General features: G+C 46.6%; 15 protein-coding genes. 11 read left to right on the forward strand and 4 right to left on the reverse strand.

All coding sequences use genetic code 11. From position 1 onward, the window contains the following. Positions 1–13 precede the first annotated feature (13 nt). Complete coding sequence (locus PVA46_RS08020) at positions 14–631, reverse strand: HNH endonuclease (protein WP_167696425.1); 618 nt, start codon at positions 629–631, stop codon at positions 14–16. Positions 632–809: 178 nt separating this feature from the next. Between PVA46_RS08020 and PVA46_RS08025 the strand changes: the two genes are divergently transcribed. The 9 genes from PVA46_RS08025 (at position 810) to PVA46_RS08065 (ending at position 12,474) form a co-directional block, all read left to right on the forward strand. Beyond that, positions 810–2,543, forward strand: coding sequence for an ABC transporter ATP-binding protein (locus PVA46_RS08025; protein WP_167696427.1), 1,734 nt, complete (start codon positions 810–812; stop codon positions 2,541–2,543). Further along, positions 2,536–4,455 (forward strand): ABC transporter ATP-binding protein, encoded by a 1,920-nt coding sequence (locus PVA46_RS08030; RefSeq protein WP_212603870.1) that lies wholly within the window; start codon positions 2,536–2,538, stop codon positions 4,453–4,455. Before PVA46_RS08025 ends, PVA46_RS08030 begins: the two co-directional genes overlap by 8 nt. A 131-nt stretch (positions 4,456–4,586) precedes the next feature. Continuing rightward, complete coding sequence (locus PVA46_RS08035; protein ID WP_167696429.1) at positions 4,587–5,507, forward strand: ABC transporter permease; 921 nt, start codon at positions 4,587–4,589, stop codon at positions 5,505–5,507. 9 nt (positions 5,508–5,516) lie between these two features. Then, positions 5,517–6,371 (forward strand): carbohydrate ABC transporter permease, encoded by an 855-nt coding sequence (locus tag PVA46_RS08040; protein ID WP_167696431.1) that lies wholly within the window; start codon positions 5,517–5,519, stop codon positions 6,369–6,371. 28 nt (positions 6,372–6,399) lie between these two features. After that, positions 6,400–7,998, forward strand: coding sequence for a type 2 periplasmic-binding domain-containing protein (locus tag PVA46_RS08045; protein ID WP_167696432.1), 1,599 nt, complete (start codon positions 6,400–6,402; stop codon positions 7,996–7,998). 26 nt (positions 7,999–8,024) lie between these two features. Beyond that, on the forward strand, positions 8,025–9,626 hold the full coding sequence (locus PVA46_RS08050) for a type 2 periplasmic-binding domain-containing protein (RefSeq protein WP_167696434.1): 1,602 nt from the start codon (positions 8,025–8,027) through the stop codon (positions 9,624–9,626). Between the two features lie 64 nt (positions 9,627–9,690). Next, entirely contained in the window at positions 9,691–10,998 is a 1,308-nt protein-coding gene (locus PVA46_RS08055; protein ID WP_167696436.1) for a glycoside hydrolase family 30 protein, read from the forward strand. Next, positions 10,991–11,620 (forward strand): hypothetical protein, encoded by a 630-nt coding sequence (locus PVA46_RS08060; RefSeq protein WP_167696438.1) that lies wholly within the window; start codon positions 10,991–10,993, stop codon positions 11,618–11,620. Before PVA46_RS08055 ends, PVA46_RS08060 begins: the two co-directional genes overlap by 8 nt. A gap of 59 nt (positions 11,621–11,679) precedes the next feature. Then, positions 11,680–12,474, forward strand: a complete 795-nt coding sequence (locus PVA46_RS08065; RefSeq protein WP_167696440.1) for an SIMPL domain-containing protein — start codon at positions 11,680–11,682, stop codon at positions 12,472–12,474. Between the two features lie 95 nt (positions 12,475–12,569). Here PVA46_RS08065 and PVA46_RS08070 read toward each other — a convergent pair whose 3' ends face one another. After that, positions 12,570–13,733 (reverse strand): ROK family transcriptional regulator, encoded by a 1,164-nt coding sequence (locus PVA46_RS08070; protein ID WP_167696442.1) that lies wholly within the window; start codon positions 13,731–13,733, stop codon positions 12,570–12,572. Positions 13,734–14,201: 468 nt separating this feature from the next. Between PVA46_RS08070 and PVA46_RS08075 the strand changes: the two genes are divergently transcribed. Continuing rightward, on the forward strand, positions 14,202–14,756 hold the full coding sequence (locus PVA46_RS08075) for a hypothetical protein (protein WP_167696444.1): 555 nt from the start codon (positions 14,202–14,204) through the stop codon (positions 14,754–14,756). Here PVA46_RS08075 and PVA46_RS08080 read toward each other — a convergent pair. Together PVA46_RS08080 and PVA46_RS08085 are read right to left on the reverse strand one after the other, a co-directional pair. After that, positions 14,749–16,215 carry a DUF1266 domain-containing protein gene (locus tag PVA46_RS08080; protein WP_167696446.1) on the reverse strand — a complete coding sequence of 489 codons (1,467 nt, stop codon included), beginning with the start codon at positions 16,213–16,215 and terminating at the stop codon, positions 14,749–14,751. The genes PVA46_RS08075 and PVA46_RS08080 overlap by 8 nt on opposite strands. A gap of 65 nt (positions 16,216–16,280) precedes the next feature. Next, complete coding sequence (locus tag PVA46_RS08085) at positions 16,281–17,057, reverse strand: hypothetical protein (protein WP_167696448.1); 777 nt, start codon at positions 17,055–17,057, stop codon at positions 16,281–16,283. 233 nt (positions 17,058–17,290) lie between these two features. Here PVA46_RS08085 and PVA46_RS08090 point away from each other — a divergent pair, with 233 nt between their 5' ends. Continuing rightward, the gene (locus tag PVA46_RS08090) at positions 17,291–18,454 is read left to right on the forward strand and encodes an NAD(P)-dependent malic enzyme (protein ID WP_167696449.1); all 1,164 of its coding nucleotides are present in this window, start codon (positions 17,291–17,293) and stop codon (positions 18,452–18,454) included. Positions 18,455–18,478: the final 24 nt, after the last annotated feature.

Here is an 18,478-nt window from a genome sequence, read left to right on the forward strand (position 1 = left end):
TTAGATAAAAAATTTAGCGATAGTCGCCACCGCCACCCCAAATCGATCTTCCCCCCGTGTGCGCGCTCTTGGCATGAAGATCGCTATCTACCAAAAGCAATAAGCCTAAGGGCGCATCATGATGCCAGGTGTAGCCTTTGGGGCGCTTACCGGCACGAATTTGGGCAAGTTGATCGGCACTAAATTTCTTTTGCAAATCGACGCTCTTCTCCACCGCCGATTTAAGCTGACTATTGGCATAGGCAAACTGTTTGCTATCGCTGGCTAAAAAGAGATCTTGGGGCAGGGTAACGCTAAAGAAGTAGTCAAACTGAGGCACCACAATCGCGATATAGTGTCCATTAGGCCCCATGGTTACCACGCGTTCGTAAGGCACACCGGTCTTCTCGTGCACCTTGCCTGCTAGCGCTTGATTGCGCGAAGAGAGCTCTTCCACCTCTTGCCCATCGGGATTAACAACGCTAGAAGATGGCGGGGCGAGGGTTGATGGTTGCTCGGGAAAGAGCTCAAGATCTTGCAAAAAGCTGGGATCAATATAATATAGCGCTGCGCCAAGAATGAGGATAATCACCAAAAAGAGCGGGGCAGGCGAAGCTTTTTTGCGTGCTTGTTTGCGTCGTTTGTTTGCCATCGATTCGAATCTCCCTCTAAAATGTCTACGCGAAATCTTATCCATTATAGTGCAAATCAAAAAAAAGCTCAAGTGTAACCAAAAGAGTGCTTGCCAAAAGCCAAAAGCTGTTATATACTAAAAAAGAGTCTTTAAGGAAAACGATTTTTTCCAGAGGCAAAGAGAGGAGGTTCGCCAGGTGCTCACACTTAGCAAGCACATTCGCCAGTATAAAATCGACGCGATCATTACGCCGATCTTTGTCATTATTGAGGTGATTGTTGAGGTCTTTATTCCCCTTGTCATGGCCAAACTCATCGACGAGGGCATTAGCGCCGGCAATATGCAGATGGTACGCCAATTAGGGCTCCTCCTTTTTGGCATGGCCATTATCTCCGCTAGTGGTGGGCTCTTGGCAGGGCGATACTCCGCCAGTGCCGCTACGGGATTGGCAAAGAATTTGCGCCTTGCCCAGTTTCGCAAAATCCAGAGCTTTACCTTTAGCCAAATCGATCGCTTCTCTACCTCCAGTCTCATCACCCGCCTCACCAACGACGTGAATAACGTGCAAAACGCCTTCCAAACCATGATTGGTCTTGCCGTACGCACCCCCATCATGATTACCCTTGCACTCATCGCCGTCTTTAGTATCCACCAAAAACTATCGCTTATCTTCTTGCTTTTTATGCCTTTACTTCTCATCGGCATGACAATTATCGTTTACTTTGCCCACCCGATGTTCGGCAAGATTATGGGCTGGAACGATAAGCTCAATAAGCAGGTGCAAGAGAACATTAAAGGCATTCGCGTGGTTAAATCCTTTGTGCAAGAGGAGCAAGAGATTGATCGGATGGCAGACATTACTGCGGGGTTGCGCAAGCAGGCGGTGCAGGCCGAGAGCTTAGCGGCGTTTTTTAATCCCTTGGTGCAATTTAGCCTTTATGGTGCAACCTTGATGGTGGCTTGGTTTGGCGCAAAACTGGTCATTGTCGATGCGTTAAGCACCGGTCAACTGATGAGCTTTTTTGCCTATCTCACCCAAATCTTAATCAATTTGATGCTCTTTGCCTTTGTCTTTGTCCAGATGATGTTCTCGCAAGCCTCGATTAAGCGCATTAAAGAGGTGCTGAATCAAGAGGTCGAGCTGGAGAGTCCAGCCGAGGCAATTAAGGAAGTTCCCCATGGATCGATTCGTTTTGAGAATGTCTCCTTTGGCTACGATGTGGACGATGCAAAAGAGGTGCTTCATGATATCAACCTCGATATTCCCGCAGGTAGCACGATAGGCATTCTTGGCGAGACGGGGAGTGGCAAGAGCTCGCTGGTGCAACTGATTGCGCGTCTATACGACGTGAAGAGCGGGCGCGTCTTGGTTGGCGACCATGATGTGCGTGATTACGATTTAGATGCATTGCGCAATCAAGTAGCGATGGTGCTCCAAAAGAATGAACTCTTCTCCGGAACAATCGCCCAAAATCTGCGCTGGGGCGATCCAGATGCGGATCTTGAAACCCTACAATCTGCCAGTAACATCGCGCAAGCCGATCCCTTTATCCAAAAGATGCAACATGGCTATGAGAGCGTGTTAGAGCAGGGGGCAACCAATCTCTCGGGAGGACAACGGCAACGCTTATGCATTGCACGGGCGCTTCTCAAGAAGCCGAAAATCCTCATTTTAGATGACTCCATGTCGGCGGTGGACACCAAAACCGACGCCCAAATCCGCCAATCGCTCATCGCGCAAGCCAATGGCATGACCAAAATCATCATCGCGGGGCGCATTAGCTCGGTCTTACACGCCGACAGGATTATCTATTTAGAGAGAGGCAACATCCTCGATCAAGGTAGCCATGCCGATCTCTTAGCGCGTTGTGCTGCCTATCAAGAGCTTTATGCTAGCCAGTCGCAAAAGGAGCCCACCCTCGATGTCTAAAAAAGTTGTGGGCACCATGCCCGAAAATTTTGATGCCAAAAAAGCTTGGCAAATCACCAAAAATATCCTCGCGATGCTCTGGAAGTACCATAAAGTTGCACTGATTTTTGCGGTGATCTTTTTGCTCTTTAACGTTACGGCACAGGCGGCGGGATCGCTCTTTCTCAAAAAATTGATCGACGAATACATTGTCCCGATGCATGGTCTATCTCACCCTGATTTTACCCCATTATTGCATCTCCTATTCTTGATGGCGGGGATCTATATGCTTGGGCTGATCGGCAATTATCTAGCCCAACGCCTCATGATTAGCACCACTCAACACTTCATGCAACGGATGCGTAATCGTCTCTTTACCCACATGCAACGCCTCGGTGTAAGCTACTTTGATGCAAGACAGACTGGTGAGATCATGAGCCACTACACCAACGATATGGAGATGATGCGTCAGTTTATCGCCACGGGGTTAGGCATCTCGCTCTCTTCGGTGTTAAATCTTTCTATGGTAACGATTACCATGTTTATTATTAGCCCGACGCTTGCCTTAATACAGCTGGGCACTACCGTGATTATTGTGCCTGCCGTTGTCGTGCTGGCAAAGCGAAGTGCGCGGTATTTTCGCCAACAACAGGCCGACATGGGGCATCTTAATGGCTATATCGAGGAGATGATTGCCGGGCAGAAGGTGATCAAGGTCTTTTCCCACGAGGAGCAAGCCGTCACCGACTTTGCGCGCTACAACGACGCGCTACACGCCAGTGTTACCAAAGCGGTGCGCAATGGTAATATGATCTGGCCGATGCTAGGAAATTTTGGCTACTTTCAGTATATTACGGTGGCGATGGTGGGTGGTATGTTGGCGCTCTCGGGGGTGGGCGGCTTAACCCTTGGGGCGATTGCCTCGTTCCTCAACTTGAGCCGTAGCTTTACCTTCCCCATCGCCGAGGCATTTGGGCAGTTCAATATTATTATGATGGCAATTGCTGGAGCTGAACGTATCTTTACGCTATTGGAAGAGAGCGAAGAAGCGGTGGATGGTCAGGTGCATTTGGTTGCTGTAGAGGTCGATAAAGCCGGTAATTTTCTCCAAGAGAGTACGCATCACACCGAGCATTGGGCGTGGAAAGAGATCGATCCGCAAGGCAATGCGACATACACACAACTTAGAGGAGAGATTCGCTTTGAGGCGGTCAATTTTAGCTACGTTTCTGGAAAAACCGTGCTGGAAGCGATCGATTTTGAGGCTAAAGCCGGCCAAAAAGTGGCCTTAGTTGGCTCCACAGGCGCGGGGAAAACAACAATCACCAACCTTCTCAATCGTTTTTATGAGATCGACAGTGGGCGCATTCTGTACGATGGCATCGACATTAAACGTATCCACAAGCACGATTTACGCCGATCGCTTGGCATGGTGTTACAAGATACGCACCTCTTTAGTGGCAGTATCTACGACAACCTACGCTATGGACGCCTTAGCGCTAGTAATGCAGAGGTGGAAGAGGCTGCAAAACGCGCTGGTGCCGAGGCATTTATTCTCGCGATGGAAGGTGGGTATGCACACGTCATCGAAGGGGAGAGTAGCGCGCTCTCGCAAGGACAAAAGCAATTGCTCTCGATTGCTCGTGCCGAAGTCGCCGATCCTCCCGTGATGATCTTGGATGAGGCGACTTCTAGCATCGACACCAAAACCGAAGCCGTGGTACAGCGTGGCATGGATAGCCTGATGCAAGGGCGCACCGTCTTTGTCATTGCCCATCGCTTGAGCACCATCCAAAATTCCGATCTCATTCTCGTCATCGAACAGGGAAAAATCGCCGAGTCGGGCAACCATGAGAGCCTCATGCAAGCAGGTGGCATCTACTATCGCCTTGTAACCCAAAATCTCAACGACACCAGCGAAATCTATAGCTAAAAGCAAGAAAAATTTCCTTGACAACAGCGAAAAGTCGTTATACAATAAAAAGTATAAGAGAGAACGTTGACTCGTCTTAAAAGAAAGAAAATCGTTTTTCTTATCTTTTTTGTCTGTCTAAGGAGATAAAAATGAAGCAACAAGAGCTTAAAGGGTTAGCGCTTATCCGCAAGCAATTACCCTTGCAGTTGATGGTTTGGCCCATGGTGATTTTTCTGATTATTTTTCATTATATACCGATTTACGGTATTATTATCGCGTTTCAAGACTTTACCATTTTCGACGGATTCTTCGGTAGCAGGTGGGTGGGGCTAGAGCAATTTCGTGCCTTTTTAGAAGATAGAAATTTTTGGTTAGCCACCCAAAACACCTTGGGAATCAATGCTTTACGTCTGGTTATTGGCTTTCCGGCGGCGATTATCCTTGCGGTGATGGTCAACGAAATGCGCATGGGATTTTTTCGCAAAAGCACGCAGACGATCTCTTACCTCCCGCACTTTCTCTCTTGGGTTATCTTTGGTGGCATGATCATCTCTTGGCTCTCCAGCACCGGCATTGTTAATCAAATTTTGGTGGGTCTTAAGATTATTGAGCGCCCGATTACCTTTTTAATTGAACCTCGCTATTATTGGTGGATTGCGGTCTTTTCTGATATTTGGAAAGAAGTAGGTTGGAATACCATTCTCTACCTTGCGGCGATGGCAGGCATCGATCCCACGCTCTATGAGGCGGCGACCGTAGATGGCGCGACACGTCTTCAACAAATCATCAAGATTACTATCCCTTCGATTCGCGGAATCATTATCCTCACCTTCGTCTTGGCGATGGGCGGACTCTTTGGCTCTAACCTCGATCAAACCTTAATTTTACAAAACTCCCTCAACCGCTCCCGCAGTGAGGTCATCTCCTCCTATGTCTTTAGGATGGGTATTTCCGGTGGCGATTACTCTTATGCAACGGCGATTGGACTCTTTTTGTCCTTAATCTCTTTGGTCTTAGTACTTAGCACCCACTATATCACCAAGCGCATGAACGATCGTTCAATCTTTTAGGAGGATTTTATGGTACACCGACGCTCCATGATGGATCACGTAAACACCGCTTTTATGGCGATATTCACCTTGAGTATCTTGATTCCGCTCTTCAATGTGCTGGCGCTCTCCTTTAGCGACCCATTTGCCGTAGATGTCTTTATCTGGCCCAAGGAATTCACCACGGAATCTTATAAACAGGTCTTCAACGATCCCCGTATCTATCGCGCGTTTGTTATTTCGATTTTGCGTACGGTTGTCGGGGTGAGCACGAGCATCATCTTTACCGGCATCGTGGCATACGCGATGAGTAAAAATGATTTATGGGGACGCAGTCTTTATATGAAAATGGGTATTTTAACCATGTTTATCGGCGGTGGCATGATCCCGACCTTCTTACTCTATCGACAATTAGGCTTATTAAATAACTTTATGGTTTATATCATTCCAGCGCTCTTTAGCTTTTATAACATGATTATTTTTATGAACTTTTTCCGTGAGCTACCCAAAGAGCTCGAAGAGTCTGCCCGCATCGACGGCGCAAGTCAATGGACAATCTTCTTTCGGATTATTATTCCGCTCTCCATTCCCGTCGTCTTAACCATCGCGCTCTTTAACGGCGTAGGACACTGGAACGACTACATGACCGCCAAGCTCTATATCGCCAATAAGGAGAGCATTCATCCCATCCAGATGTTCTTATATAACATGATTTTAGCTTCCGCTGCGCGGGATATGCAGAATCTGCCTGTCGAAGTGGGCATGACCACAACCAAATCACTACAACTAGCCACCATGGTTATCACCACCGCGCCCATTGTGATGGTTTATCCCTTTATCCAAAAATATTTCATCAAAGGAATGCTGGTTGGCTCTGTAAAATAGCGTATTTACCCAGAAAAAGGAGTTTTTTATGAAAAAAGGATGGATGCTCGCACTCATCGCGTTGAGTATGATAAGTTGCCAAAAAGGCGAACAAGCCTCTAAGGAGCTACCGCCATCGCGCTTTAGCGTCAACCCCAATGAGCCCAGTTACAAGCTCCAAGATGAGCAGGGGGTGATCACTTGGTATGTCAACTTTGATTGGTATATTCCCCCTACTGGATCGGGGGTGGTCTCGCAAAAAATCCTCACCGATACCAACACGCGTCTACGGGTGATTCGTGGCAATGATGATACGCTCAATCAGATGATCGCATCGGGGGAGATGCCCGATATCGTTACCGTTGGCACTTGGACATCTTTCCCCAAGATTGCCCACCGCTGGGCGATGCCCCTCAATCAGCTTGCCGATGCTTACGACCCTTATTTCTACCAAGTAGCCAAACGCGATACCTTGGCGTGGTATACCGACGATCAGGGCAATATCTACGGCTACCCAGCCAGCTCTAACGACTACGAAGATTTTTTAGGAGAGGATAGTGTCCTCAATGGTGGCCCCACATTTTTGGTTCGCCAAGATATCTACCGCGCCATTGGCTCCCCTGATATGCGCACGCCAGAAGGATTTTTACAAGCCTTGCGTGATGCCAAAACCTACGATCCAACGATCATGCCGTTGGTTTTTGGCATTGAGAGCACCTTTAGTGAGTCGATCATTGAGATGCTTGCCAGCTTTTTGGCGATCCCCACCTTGCAAGATGGCAAGCACTATGAGCGGATCTTTGATGCGGAGTATTTGCGTTGGATCGAGGTGTTGCGCCAAGCGCATCAGGAGGGGTTAATTCTTGATGATAATTTCACTTACAACAAAATTGAGTACAACGATGGCTTTAATGGCGGACAGTATTTTGCCGTCTTTGCCTCTACGCTCAATGCGATTAAGTATCAACTCATCAATAACCACAACCGTAATCCCAATCAGCATTATCTGGCTATCGATGGCCCTGCCAATCGCAACTTGGATGCACCGCATCTCACCGCCAGTGGGATTGGTGGCTGGGCGCTAACATTTATTACCCAAGGCAGTCAAAACAAGGAGCGCGCTATCCAGTTGCTCACCTACCTGATGAGCGAGGAGGGGCACTTCACTAGCCAACTCGGAATTGAGGGCGAAACCTATTACCGCGGAGAAGATGGCTTATATCGCTATACGCCGGTCATTCTTGATTTGCAGAACAACGATAATGAAGCCTTTCTCACCCAAACGGAGTTTCCGCTCTTTTGGATGTTGCTGGACAGTAACTTTTTAGAGCGAAATACGGATATCTCGGTGGCGGAGCTCAACCAAATTTGGCACTGGTCTTTGGGGAAATTTGTACCACAGTTTGCCTTAGAAGAGAGCGATCCTGATGCGCGCACCGCCGAAGAGCGTAGTTGGATTCACTATCAAGAGGAGCGTATTGAGGCCGTGATTCGGATGATTCGCTCCTCAAGCCCAGAACAACTGCAAGCCGAAGTAGAGCGATTGCAAACGTTCTACCAAAGCGAGGCGATTCAACGTGCGATTGCCGTAAAAAATGAAAAAATTGCTCAAAATATCAAGAAATTAGCCAAAATGGGCTATGCCTAGTTGGAAAAAGTAGATAAGGAGTTTTTATGAAAAAAGTATGGATGCTTGCACTCATCGCGTTGAGTGTAATAAGTTGCCAAAAGGGTGAACAAGCCTCTAAGGAGCTACCGCCATCACGCTTTAGCGTCAACCCCAATGAGCCTAGTTATAAGCTCCAAGACACCGAGGCGACGATTGTTTGGTATGTCAATTTTCCGTGGTTTGGTGAGCGTAAAGGTGAGGATTACGCCTCCCATAAGATAAAGCTTGATACCAAAACTACGCTTCATCTCATCAGTGGAGATGACGATCGCCTCAACCAGATGATTGCTGCTGGACAGTTGCCCGATATCATCACCCTAGATAAGATAAATTTCGCCGTACAAGATGCGCATCGTTGGGCAGTGCCACTCAATCAGCTTGCCGATGCCTACGATCCCTACTTCTATCAGGTCGCTAAGCCCGATTCCCTTGCTTGGTATACCAATGACGCAGGTGATGTCTACGGCTATCCAAGCATGTCTAATAGCTATGCAGATTTTACCGATCCCGACAGCCAGATGGTGGGGGAGCATGGCTTTTTGGTGCGTCGCGATATCTATAGTGCGATTGGATCGCCTAGCATGCGTACCCCAGAAGGATTTTTACAAGCCTTGCGCGATGCTAAAGCGCTTCAGCCGAATATCGTTCCCTTGGCGATTTACCGTCTGCGTGATGGTGGGGCGGCCGTGGATGCGATCATGAATTTCTTGGCTATTCCACAAATCAAAGATGGTGCTTACCATGAGCGTCTCTTTGATGAGGAGTATCTTATCTGGCTGGATGTCTTGCGCCAGGCCTACCAAGAGGGGCTGATTATCGACGATAACTTCGCCTATGTGGAGGATGATTTTGTCGATGGGCTCAACCAAGGGCGTTTCTTCTCCTTGCTCACCACCGCATTACCTGCCATGAGCGCGCCGATTGCACGCAATGCCCAGCGCAATCCTAATCAAAGCTATATCGCCATCGATGGTCCTGCTAATCGCAACATGGACGATCCTGCCTTTTTCACCGAACAGACGGGTATCAGTGGTTGGACGCTTACCATGGTAACCCAGCACGCCAAAGACAAAGAGCGCGCGATTCAACTCATCACCTATCTCTTAAGCCCTGAAGGACACTTTACCACGACCCTTGGCGTAGAAGGGGAATCCTACTATCGTGATGAGGCGGGAGTCTACCGCTTTACCGAGGAGTACGCAACGTGGCGCGCGGAGGATATTGATGGTTTTACGCGGGAGACGCAATTAGGCGAGTTTTGGATGATTGCTGACCCCAGCTTTAAACTACGCTACACCGACACCCAAATGCCTGAAATGAAGCAGATTTTTGGCTGGACGCAAGGAAAATTTCGGCCTGAATTTGCTATCGAAATGAGCGATCCCGATCCACGTAGCGCAGAAGCACGCACCATGAAAGCGTATCAAGAGAACCATCGTATCGACACCATTGTACGCATGATTCGATCGCCTTCGAAAGAAGCGATGCTTCAAGAGCTTGAGGCATTAAAAGTTGTCTATCAATCGGCGGATATTCAGCGCGCATTTGCCGTAAAAAACGAAAAAATTCAAGCAAATCTTGCTAAGTTAGCCCGATTTGGTTATTAAAAACATCACAGGGAGAAGAGGGTTATCTCTTCTCTCTGCTTTTTAAAAAAGGAAAGAGTTATTAATGAAAATTTATGAAACCAAAGAAGAGAGTAACCACCGCCTAAGCGTCGTGGATGCCACCACCGCACAGGATGCAAACATCCTCATTACCTTGCACCCTGAAGAAGAGATGCAAAAAATGATTGGCTTTGGCGGTGCATTCACCGAGTCTACCGCATACAATCTCTCCCGCCTCTCTCCAGCCAACCAAGAGATCATTATGAAAGCATACTTTGGCGCAGAGGGCAATGACTATCGTCTAGGACGCGCTCACATCCACAGTTGCGACTTCTCGCTGGAGAACTACACCTACATGAACGATCCCAAAGATACCGAGCTCAAGAGCTTCTCTATCCATCGCGACCACACCTATATTTTACCGTTGATTAAAAAAGCACAGCGCATGGCCGGTTCTTTAGAACTCTTTGCCAGTCCTTGGAGTCCGCCATCGTTCATGAAGAGCAATAATTTAATGAATCGGGGAGGCAAACTACGCCCTGAATTTGCCCAGATGTGGGCTGATTATATGGTTAAATTTCTCCAAGAATACAAAAAAGAAGGCATCAATTTCTTTGCCGTTACCGTGCAAAATGAGCCCGAGGCGCATCAAACGTGGGAGTCTTGTCTCTACACCGGAGAAGAAGAGGCGGCCTTTGTTCGCGACCATTTAGGCCCTACCCTCAAAAAATCAGGTCTCAACACCAGCATCATTCTCTACGATCACAACCGCGATCACGTTTTCGATCGTGCTAAAGTTGCCTACGACAATCCACAAACTGCCCAATATCTCTGGGGTGTGGGCGTGCATTGGTATGTGGTAGAGCAATTTGAAAATTTAACCAAGGTGCATAACGCCTATCCCGACAAACATATCATCTTTACCGAAGGATGCGTTGAAGGGGGCTGTGGCTTAGAAGGTAAATGGCGCTTTGGCGAGACCTATGGCTATCACATCATCAATGATCTTAACAACTGGGTAGAGGGTTGGTGCGACTGGAACTTAGTTTTAGATGAGATGGGCGGGCCTAATCATGTGGAAAATTACTGTTCTGCGCCCATCATGGCAGATACGGTTAATGATAAAGTGGTCTTCCAAAATTCCTACTATTATATCGGACACTTCTCCCGCTTCATCAAACCCGGCTACGTGCGTATTGGCCACGAGGTGAGCGCCACCGGGCTCTATGTAACGACGTGGAAAGGCGATGGGAAGATTGTTATCGTGGTGCTTAATCGTAATGAGGCTGCTCTGCGTTATCGTTTGAGCCTCGCGGATACAAACATCGAAATTGGTGCACACGCCATTCAAACTGTGATTATCGATGCATAAAGGGCTCTACGCCATGGCAACCACCATCAGTAAGCTCATCATCTTGAGCACGCTGATGGCGATTGCCTCTATCCCCATCATGCTCCCTTTTATCTGGCTAGAGCGCCATCGTACGGTCTTGCTTCTCCTGCTGACGCTACCGACGCTCCTCCTCTTTAGCCTATCGACACTGCGTGTTATTGTCGATAAAACCGAGCAGGGCATCGCTAAGCACTTTTTTCATTCTCTTATCGATTGGTTAAAGCAAGGAAAGCGTATCCTCCTGCTCCTTTACATATTAATATTAGCGTGGTATCTCTTAATGATAGCGCAAGCCAGCGCCTCTTGGTACTATCGTCTCTTTATGAGCGCCTTCTACTTTAACCTGATGCACAACTTAGCACAGCTACACATTCGTTATTCAGCATGGACAATCAAACAGAAAATTCAACTAAGTATCTACTTATTTATTAAGCACTTACCCCGTCAATCTCTAAGCATGATCGCCGTGGTATTGTTAGGGATTTTGGGCTTGAAAAATCTCATTTTAACCATTTTTATTCTGCCAGCGTTATTGCTTTGGTTGCTCCATATGAGCCAAGCCTCGCTCTATCGCGATGTGGGTGCATTCTTCGACGATTGACACAAGGGCATAACTTTGTTATCATCAAGTTAGTAAATCATTGCAGAGAAGGAGCAATCATGAAGAAGATTTTATGGCTTATCGCCCTTGTTGGCGTAGCCTTAACGACAATGAGTTGTACACAATCGCGCGGGGTAGGGCAAATTTCGGTAGCAGGACAGGCCGAACTAGAGATCGAACCCGATGAATTTTATATCAATATCCGTATCCGCGAATACTTTACCGAAGAACTCGATCGCAACATCAACGACGCCAACTTATTTGTTACTCTCGGGCCAAATATCCTAGAGTTAGAAGATAACCTCATCGCTGAACTCCAGAAATTGGGCATCGAGCGCAAAGAGATTCGCTTACAAAACGCCGGCAATGAAGTTGTTACCCTCAATCGCAATAATAATTACACCCGCTCTCGCACCGTAGTAAGTACCCGTAATTATCAAGTGATGGTCAATAGTATGGCGGCAGCCGATCAGGTGCTCACCCTCAAACTCTCCCATGGATCTGGATCCTCCCTCAGCGATATGCGTAATAGTAAAATTGAAGAGTATAAGCTTCAAGTAAAACGCATGGCGCTGGATAATGCCGAAACGCGCGCGCAAAATCTCGCCAAAGGACATGGCAAGATTGTCGGGCTCATCTTTGTCAGCGAGGACGATAGCCGTATCACCCAACAGCAAGGACAAACCGGCATGATGAAGAGCAGTGCCGAGAGTAATAATATGCTACTTATGGATAGTCGTAATAAGGAACTCTCAGATAGCGTGGACGGTGAGGGTATGGCCTATCGCGAGGCAGTAGCCGTGCGCAAGATTCTCTTGCGCGCTAGCGTAGATGCGGTTTTTGCCGTACAATAATTAATCACAGAGCAATAAGACAGCCCAGCTAAGGCTGGGTTGTCGCGCTTTTTTTCTAATGAATAAATAGCAGCTTATCTTTTTGATATAAATATTTATTCTTCCAAAAGCACGCGCGATACCACAAGCGCAAGGCCGGCAACCGTAGCCCTTTGGTAGTGCAACCATGAGCGCTGAAGGTGATGCACCGGATAGTGCGGATCTAACACGAGTAACTGCTCTACCACCAAGCGATAAATCAGATCGTGCGCAAAAAATGTTCCATAGCATAAGATTACTTGCGGATCGAGGATGCGCGTAGCCACCAAAAAAGCACGTGCCATATAGCCAGCGCACTCTCTAAGCAGTGCCTCAAGCGGTGGATCCATCGGGGTAGCTTCTTTATCGATATAGAATAAATAGCGATGTAACTCGGTTAAAGTCAAAGGATTATCGCCTAAAAAAGCACGCAAATGCGGTAAGTTATCTAACACGAATTGTTGCCGAATTTGTTCTAGTATCACCCCAAAATCGAGATAGGTTTGCAGACAATCCTTTCGCCCACAGCCACAGAGACGCCCCTGATCCCCCACCGGTAAATGCTCAATGTTGCCGGCCTGCCGATGGCTACCTTGATAGATTTTTCCACCCATAACCAACGTAGAGGAGAGGGAGTTTGACCAACTAAAGAGGAGTAAATCTTCCATAGCCTGCCCATCAGTGTAAAGAAGATGTGCCTCTGCAAAGGCAAGCGCATGCCTCTCGATGAGCAGAGGATAGGGGATAAGCATCTGCAAAATATCATGCAATTCTTCTGCATCGTGCATAAAAGAAGCACCTAAGCTAACACCCACGCCCAAAATCTTGCGCTCACTAATCTTTAGGTGCACCCGCATACTCTCTACCTGTTGCACCAGATGCCCCAAGAATGTCATCATCGGTTGGTTGCCGATTACCAGAGCGCTCTTTTGTAACACCTTTCCCTGAATAGAACTAATGGCGATAATCACCTCATCAATCTGCCAATCCATTGTCATGGCATAGCCAAGGTTATCATGCAAAGACAATAAAATCTCTTTACGCCCGACACTTTTTGCTTTCATGAGAATATTCTTTTCCACTATATAATGATGTTTAATTAAATCTGCGGTAAGGCGCGTAATCGCCGCAGGAGTAAGGTGCATCAGCGTTGCCAATCTCTTGCGCGATAGCTTTCCTTCCCGCAATAGGTGTCTTAAAATAAGCCGATGATTTTCGGTCAATACAAATGCCTTTGCCATAACGACTCCTCATTGATTAATTATCGTCATTAATTATCAAAAGAGTAAGAGATATGAAGCGACTTTTTATAATCATAATAGAGATTCTGTCTATTTAAAAAACCTCCGCTATTTACTAAACAAAACTATCTTACTAATCAATTCACTTTTTATGAAAAACCAAAAAGTTCCTCATAACTAAAATTTATTGACAAAAAATATCCTAAGCCCTTGATATTTTTTTCTGTATCGGATATAATCCTAATCAATGATTATATTGTTTGATTTGGCTTTACTTTTTTCTTAAAGAGTTGAACCATGTCATACAATATCTCCTTTGGAAATTAAAGTATAAAACAGAGAGCTTCACACAAGCCTAGTGAGGCTCTCTGTTTTATTTTTCTTCGATAAACCGTGCTTTTATCTTGACATCTTATCCTTTTTCCTTTATACTTACATCGTAAATATTCTTAATAAAATGAGGGTTAGATGCTCTATTCTCGATACCGTTCCGTAATTCTTATGCTCTTCCTCTTCCTTCCCTCCTCATCGATGCTACTCTCTTCTACCGAAACACAAACTCTAAACAGTGGCAAGATTGTCTTTGGTTTTTCTGTGGAAGATTTCCATGAAGGTTGGCAACGCGTCAATCATCTTCTTGGTACGCCCTTTGGCGATCTTTTGCTCTCGAGCGTGCAACACACCCCATCGCGCGGACGTTTTGTCGAAGCAAGCTTGACCGCACAGACCTCTTTATTGCTCTATCTTGATCCACAAGAAGATTTTATTACTTCCATTTTATTTAAGAGCCCGCTTCCCCAGAAGCAGTTTGATCACATGATATTTCACAATTTAGTGACGCTCCTTGTCAGCCTTGTTAGTTATAACATCGATTTTAAGACCTTTGATGCGATCTTCAAACCACTCAAAAAGAATCAGCCTTCGGTACATACACAGCTATACGAGGATATCTTTTACATCAGTTATACGAATCGTCAAAAAGAATTTATCTTAGTCATCTCACCAAGACAACATATTATCTAAGATCCGATAGACGTTTCATATAAAGCGCTTCATTTATTTTCTGCGCAAAGCGAAGCAGGCGATCTTGATAGACATCTAAGGCATCATGATGGTGCGCCGGTAAGCGAGTAAATTCTACCACTTTATTCCCCTTCACATAAAGGATAACTGCCTGCTTCTGATGTCTTACTTTAAAATGCAAACTGGGATGCCATGCCAAAAAGTAAGGCGTATGATGCCATAAAGATCCCTTAAAATAGATACCATAATTGCTGATAAGCGTATGATTACTACCCAACCATAAAGGAATTTCGCCACTATGCGCTAAGAGACCATATTCGTCGGCTAACTGCCAAAAGGGCGCTTGCTGATAGGCATGAGAGCGAATATGTTGATAGATAGAGTTGCGAATTTCGCTGTTATGACTAAAAAGAATCAGGTGTAGATCGTCGCTTTTTAAGAGGAGATAAAGCTCTTTATAGTAAGAGAGGATATATTGATTAATCATCTTAATTAATACATCTTCACGACTCTCACTCTCTTTTACCTGCCAAGCATGATAAACCAGAGGTTTCTCTAACTTTATCACTTGGGCGTACTGCTCTAGGACATTTTTTAAGAGATCAAAAGAGGTTTTTCGCTCTGGATCTATGGTGAAAAACGGTGAGTGAGGCACATCAAGCAATGGATAGAGATTATGAAACAGCAACCCTTTGAAGCGCTCGATACTTACGGGATAGAGTAAAATATCTTCTTGGTAAGAATGAAAAAAGAGTCCTAAAATATAACTACTCCAGAACGTTTGCCAATCAGGAAAGTGATAGCGTAAAAGCCGTTCCACTAACGCGACATTCTTCGTTAAGTAGACACTCTCCAACAAGCCAACCTGATCGGCAAGCGCCAATAATTCAATCATATGGATAAAATAGTAGCCACTAAAGCCCACGTAAATGCCATGCTGATTCACTTGTAATGCCGAGTTAGCCCAAAGAGGCTCATAATGACCAAGAAAATATTTTAGATGATCGCAATACGCCTGATCCTCTCCGAGGGTATACCAAATCCCATCGATCTCTTCTTTAAAAGAGATCTGTTCTAGTGCAGGATAGTGCCAATGATTAGCCACCATCTGTGCCAACGCAATGTAGCCGTGATAATGGGTATTAGCGATCTCGCTGGTGATGGTCATCGCCTGCTCTGCATGTAAGTGGGCAATCGTGCTGGCGTGCAATGACTCCACCGCGATAAAATCTTGTAAATATTTGTGCATATATTGTTGAAATGTCGCTACATCATGAATGCCGTACTCTTTGTTCAAAAGCAAGCGAATTTCTTTCAGCGTCATTTGTGCGGGAATAAAAGCACGCCAGATCTGCTTAGAATTGTAGTAGCGCTCCTGTACTTCCTCTTTGGGATGGGGCGTGTTAATCCAACCAGTGGAGTCGTAAATTGCAGTAAGGGCAAAGTAGGGATTGTGCATAGTAGTATCTTCCTTGTTAGGCAAAGATACTTTGCAGAAGAAGAATTGTCAAGAAAAAGCTTTTCCTAAAAGCTCCCTGCTTGCTCTAGGCGTGCTTGTAGCGCGTATAATGGTTGATAATCCCACCAATGCGCAGGTGTGTAGTTCATAATGAGCGGTAAACTTTGCAATAAATTCCGCCACAAGCGAGGCTGGTTCTCCTTGTCGCTATTATCCAAGAGCAAACAGAAGGCATAGCTTGCATAAAATTCGCCCCAATTGTGGATATGCATGCGCAGAACACCCATCACCAGCGCAAGAATCTCATGAATTTCCCCTAAAGAGATCGGCATCCCCGCCTCTACCGATTGGGCTAGATACTCCACCACCCGACTCGCCCCGCCTGCGACCAAGCCACTATTCCTATCGAGATAGGCACAGAGCGCTGGGTATTGTTGATAAAGCTGCGCCATCTGCATAGACGCCTCTCGCTTATGATCATGCAAGTAGGTATAGAGATCGGGGGCTTGCATCGTCAGAATCGAGGAACGGGTCGATGAAATTTCACGAAAATAACCAGCGCTCATCAAGTAACGATAAACCAACCCCACTTGCGAAACCCAATGATGCAACGTCTCGATCTGGGCAGGCTCATTGTAAAGATGCTGCGCATAGAGGCTCTGTACGCTCTGATCTAACCACTGCTCAACATGACCAATCAATTCGCGTTGAAACACCATTCTTTGTTCCAAGAGGCGTTGGGTATAGGCACTGCGATAAACCGACGCGTGCCAAGGGGTAACCTCTACCTGCGTGAGTGTGCCTGTGCGAAGAGAAGCTAACAAAAAGTAGTGTTGCGACACAAGATACCTCCTAGTCATAATGAGTAAAAAAGCTATCTCTACCCACTAAGTATCCTCAAGAAAGCAACAAATGCACCTAAAGGTCAAGCCCTAGAGACCCTTTTTTTATTTTTTTCTACAGATTTTTGAAAAATGGTCGATTAACGCGAGAACCGCTCAAAAAAGCTTAGCTTATAGCTATTGATGGTCGATGCCTTAATTAAAACCATCGCTTAAGATAGGAGAGAAACAGAGTGGACATCTACGAAAAATCCCTAGAGTTACACAAAAAGTATCAAGGTAAATATCGCATTGAGAGTAAGATCCCCATCAGCGACTTTAATGACCTCGCCTTAGCCTACTCCCCCGGAGTAGCAGCGCCGTGTAAAGTCATCGCCCAAAATAAAGACGAAGCCTACACCTACACCGCCAAAGGCTCCACCATCGCCGTCATCTCCGATGGCAGCGCCGTGTTAGGCCTCGGCAATATCGGCCCCTATGCAGCAGCACCAGTCATGGAAGGCAAGGCCATTCTCTTTAAGGAATTTGCCGATATCAACGCCATTCCCCTCTGTCTGGATACCCAAGACACCGAAGAGATTATCCGCACCTGCACACTCCTTGCACCCTCGCTTGGCGGTATCAACCTAGAGGATATTAGCGCGCCACGCTGTTTTGAGATCGAAGAACGCCTCAAAGCCACCCTCGACATCCCTGTCTTTCATGACGACCAACATGGCACCGCCATCGTCGTAGCTGCGGCCATCATCAATGCCAACCGACTAAGCGGGCGCTCCATGAGCGATCTTCATGTTGTCATCAGTGGCTTGGGTGCCGCAGGAGTTGCCATCGTGCGTATACTAAATGACTTAGGCGTAAAATCGATCACCGCCCTCAACTCCAAGGGCGTGGTAAACCGTAATAATCAACCCAATGCGATGGTTAAATCGCTGTTGGATCAAGAACTTATCCTCAACGCCACCGAGAAAACCACCCTCGCCCAAGCACTCGTCGATAGCAATGTCTTTATCGGCGTGAGTGTCGCAGGGATTGTCAGCCCCGAAATGGTGCGCACCATGGCAAAAGATCCCTACATTTTCGCCCTTGCCAACCCAGAACCCGAGATCATGCCTCACCTAGCCATCGAAGCAGGTGCATTCGTCGTGGGCACCGGACGTAGCGATTTTCCTAATCAAATCAACAATGTCCTAGCCTTCCCCGGTATTTTCCATGGCGTGCTGGCAAGTAAGGCCAAGCAGATCACCAATGAAATGAAACTGGTTGCCGTCCATGCTCTTGCCAATATCCTTACCGAACGCGAGCTTAAGCCTACCCACCTTATTCCTGGGGCGTTTGATGAACGTGTTGTACCGGCCATCAGCCAAGCCATTGTCGATATGGTAGAAAAGAGCAAATAAGCGATAAACCGAACAGCTAGACCC

The sequence above is a fragment of the Entomospira culicis genome, assembly GCF_028748145.1.
Taxonomy (GTDB): domain Bacteria; phylum Spirochaetota; class Spirochaetia; order WRBN01; family WRBN01; genus Entomospira; species Entomospira culicis.

Bases quoted from the DNA above. Each gene is read 5' to 3' on its own strand.
- PVA46_RS08020 (WP_167696425.1), bottom strand. From the start codon at position 631: ATGGCAAACAAACGACGCAAACAAGCACGCAAAAAAGCTTCGCCTGCC.
- PVA46_RS08080 (WP_167696446.1), bottom strand. From the start codon at position 16,215: ATGCACAATCCCTACTTTGCCCTTACTGCAATTTACGACTCCACTGGT.
- PVA46_RS08075 (WP_167696444.1), top strand. From the start codon at position 14,202: ATGCTCTATTCTCGATACCGTTCCGTAATTCTTATGCTCTTCCTCTTC.
- PVA46_RS08060 (WP_167696438.1), top strand. From the start codon at position 10,991: ATGCATAAAGGGCTCTACGCCATGGCAACCACCATCAGTAAGCTCATC.
- PVA46_RS08055 (WP_167696436.1), top strand. From the start codon at position 9,691: ATGAAAATTTATGAAACCAAAGAAGAGAGTAACCACCGCCTAAGCGTC.
- PVA46_RS08045 (WP_167696432.1), top strand. From the start codon at position 6,400: ATGAAAAAAGGATGGATGCTCGCACTCATCGCGTTGAGTATGATAAGT.
- PVA46_RS08065 (WP_167696440.1), top strand. From the start codon at position 11,680: ATGAAGAAGATTTTATGGCTTATCGCCCTTGTTGGCGTAGCCTTAACG.
- PVA46_RS08035 (WP_167696429.1), top strand. From the start codon at position 4,587: ATGAAGCAACAAGAGCTTAAAGGGTTAGCGCTTATCCGCAAGCAATTA.
- PVA46_RS08030 (WP_212603870.1), top strand. From the start codon at position 2,536: ATGTCTAAAAAAGTTGTGGGCACCATGCCCGAAAATTTTGATGCCAAA.
- PVA46_RS08040 (WP_167696431.1), top strand. From the start codon at position 5,517: ATGGTACACCGACGCTCCATGATGGATCACGTAAACACCGCTTTTATG.
- PVA46_RS08050 (WP_167696434.1), top strand. From the start codon at position 8,025: ATGAAAAAAGTATGGATGCTTGCACTCATCGCGTTGAGTGTAATAAGT.
- PVA46_RS08070 (WP_167696442.1), bottom strand. From the start codon at position 13,733: ATGGCAAAGGCATTTGTATTGACCGAAAATCATCGGCTTATTTTAAGA.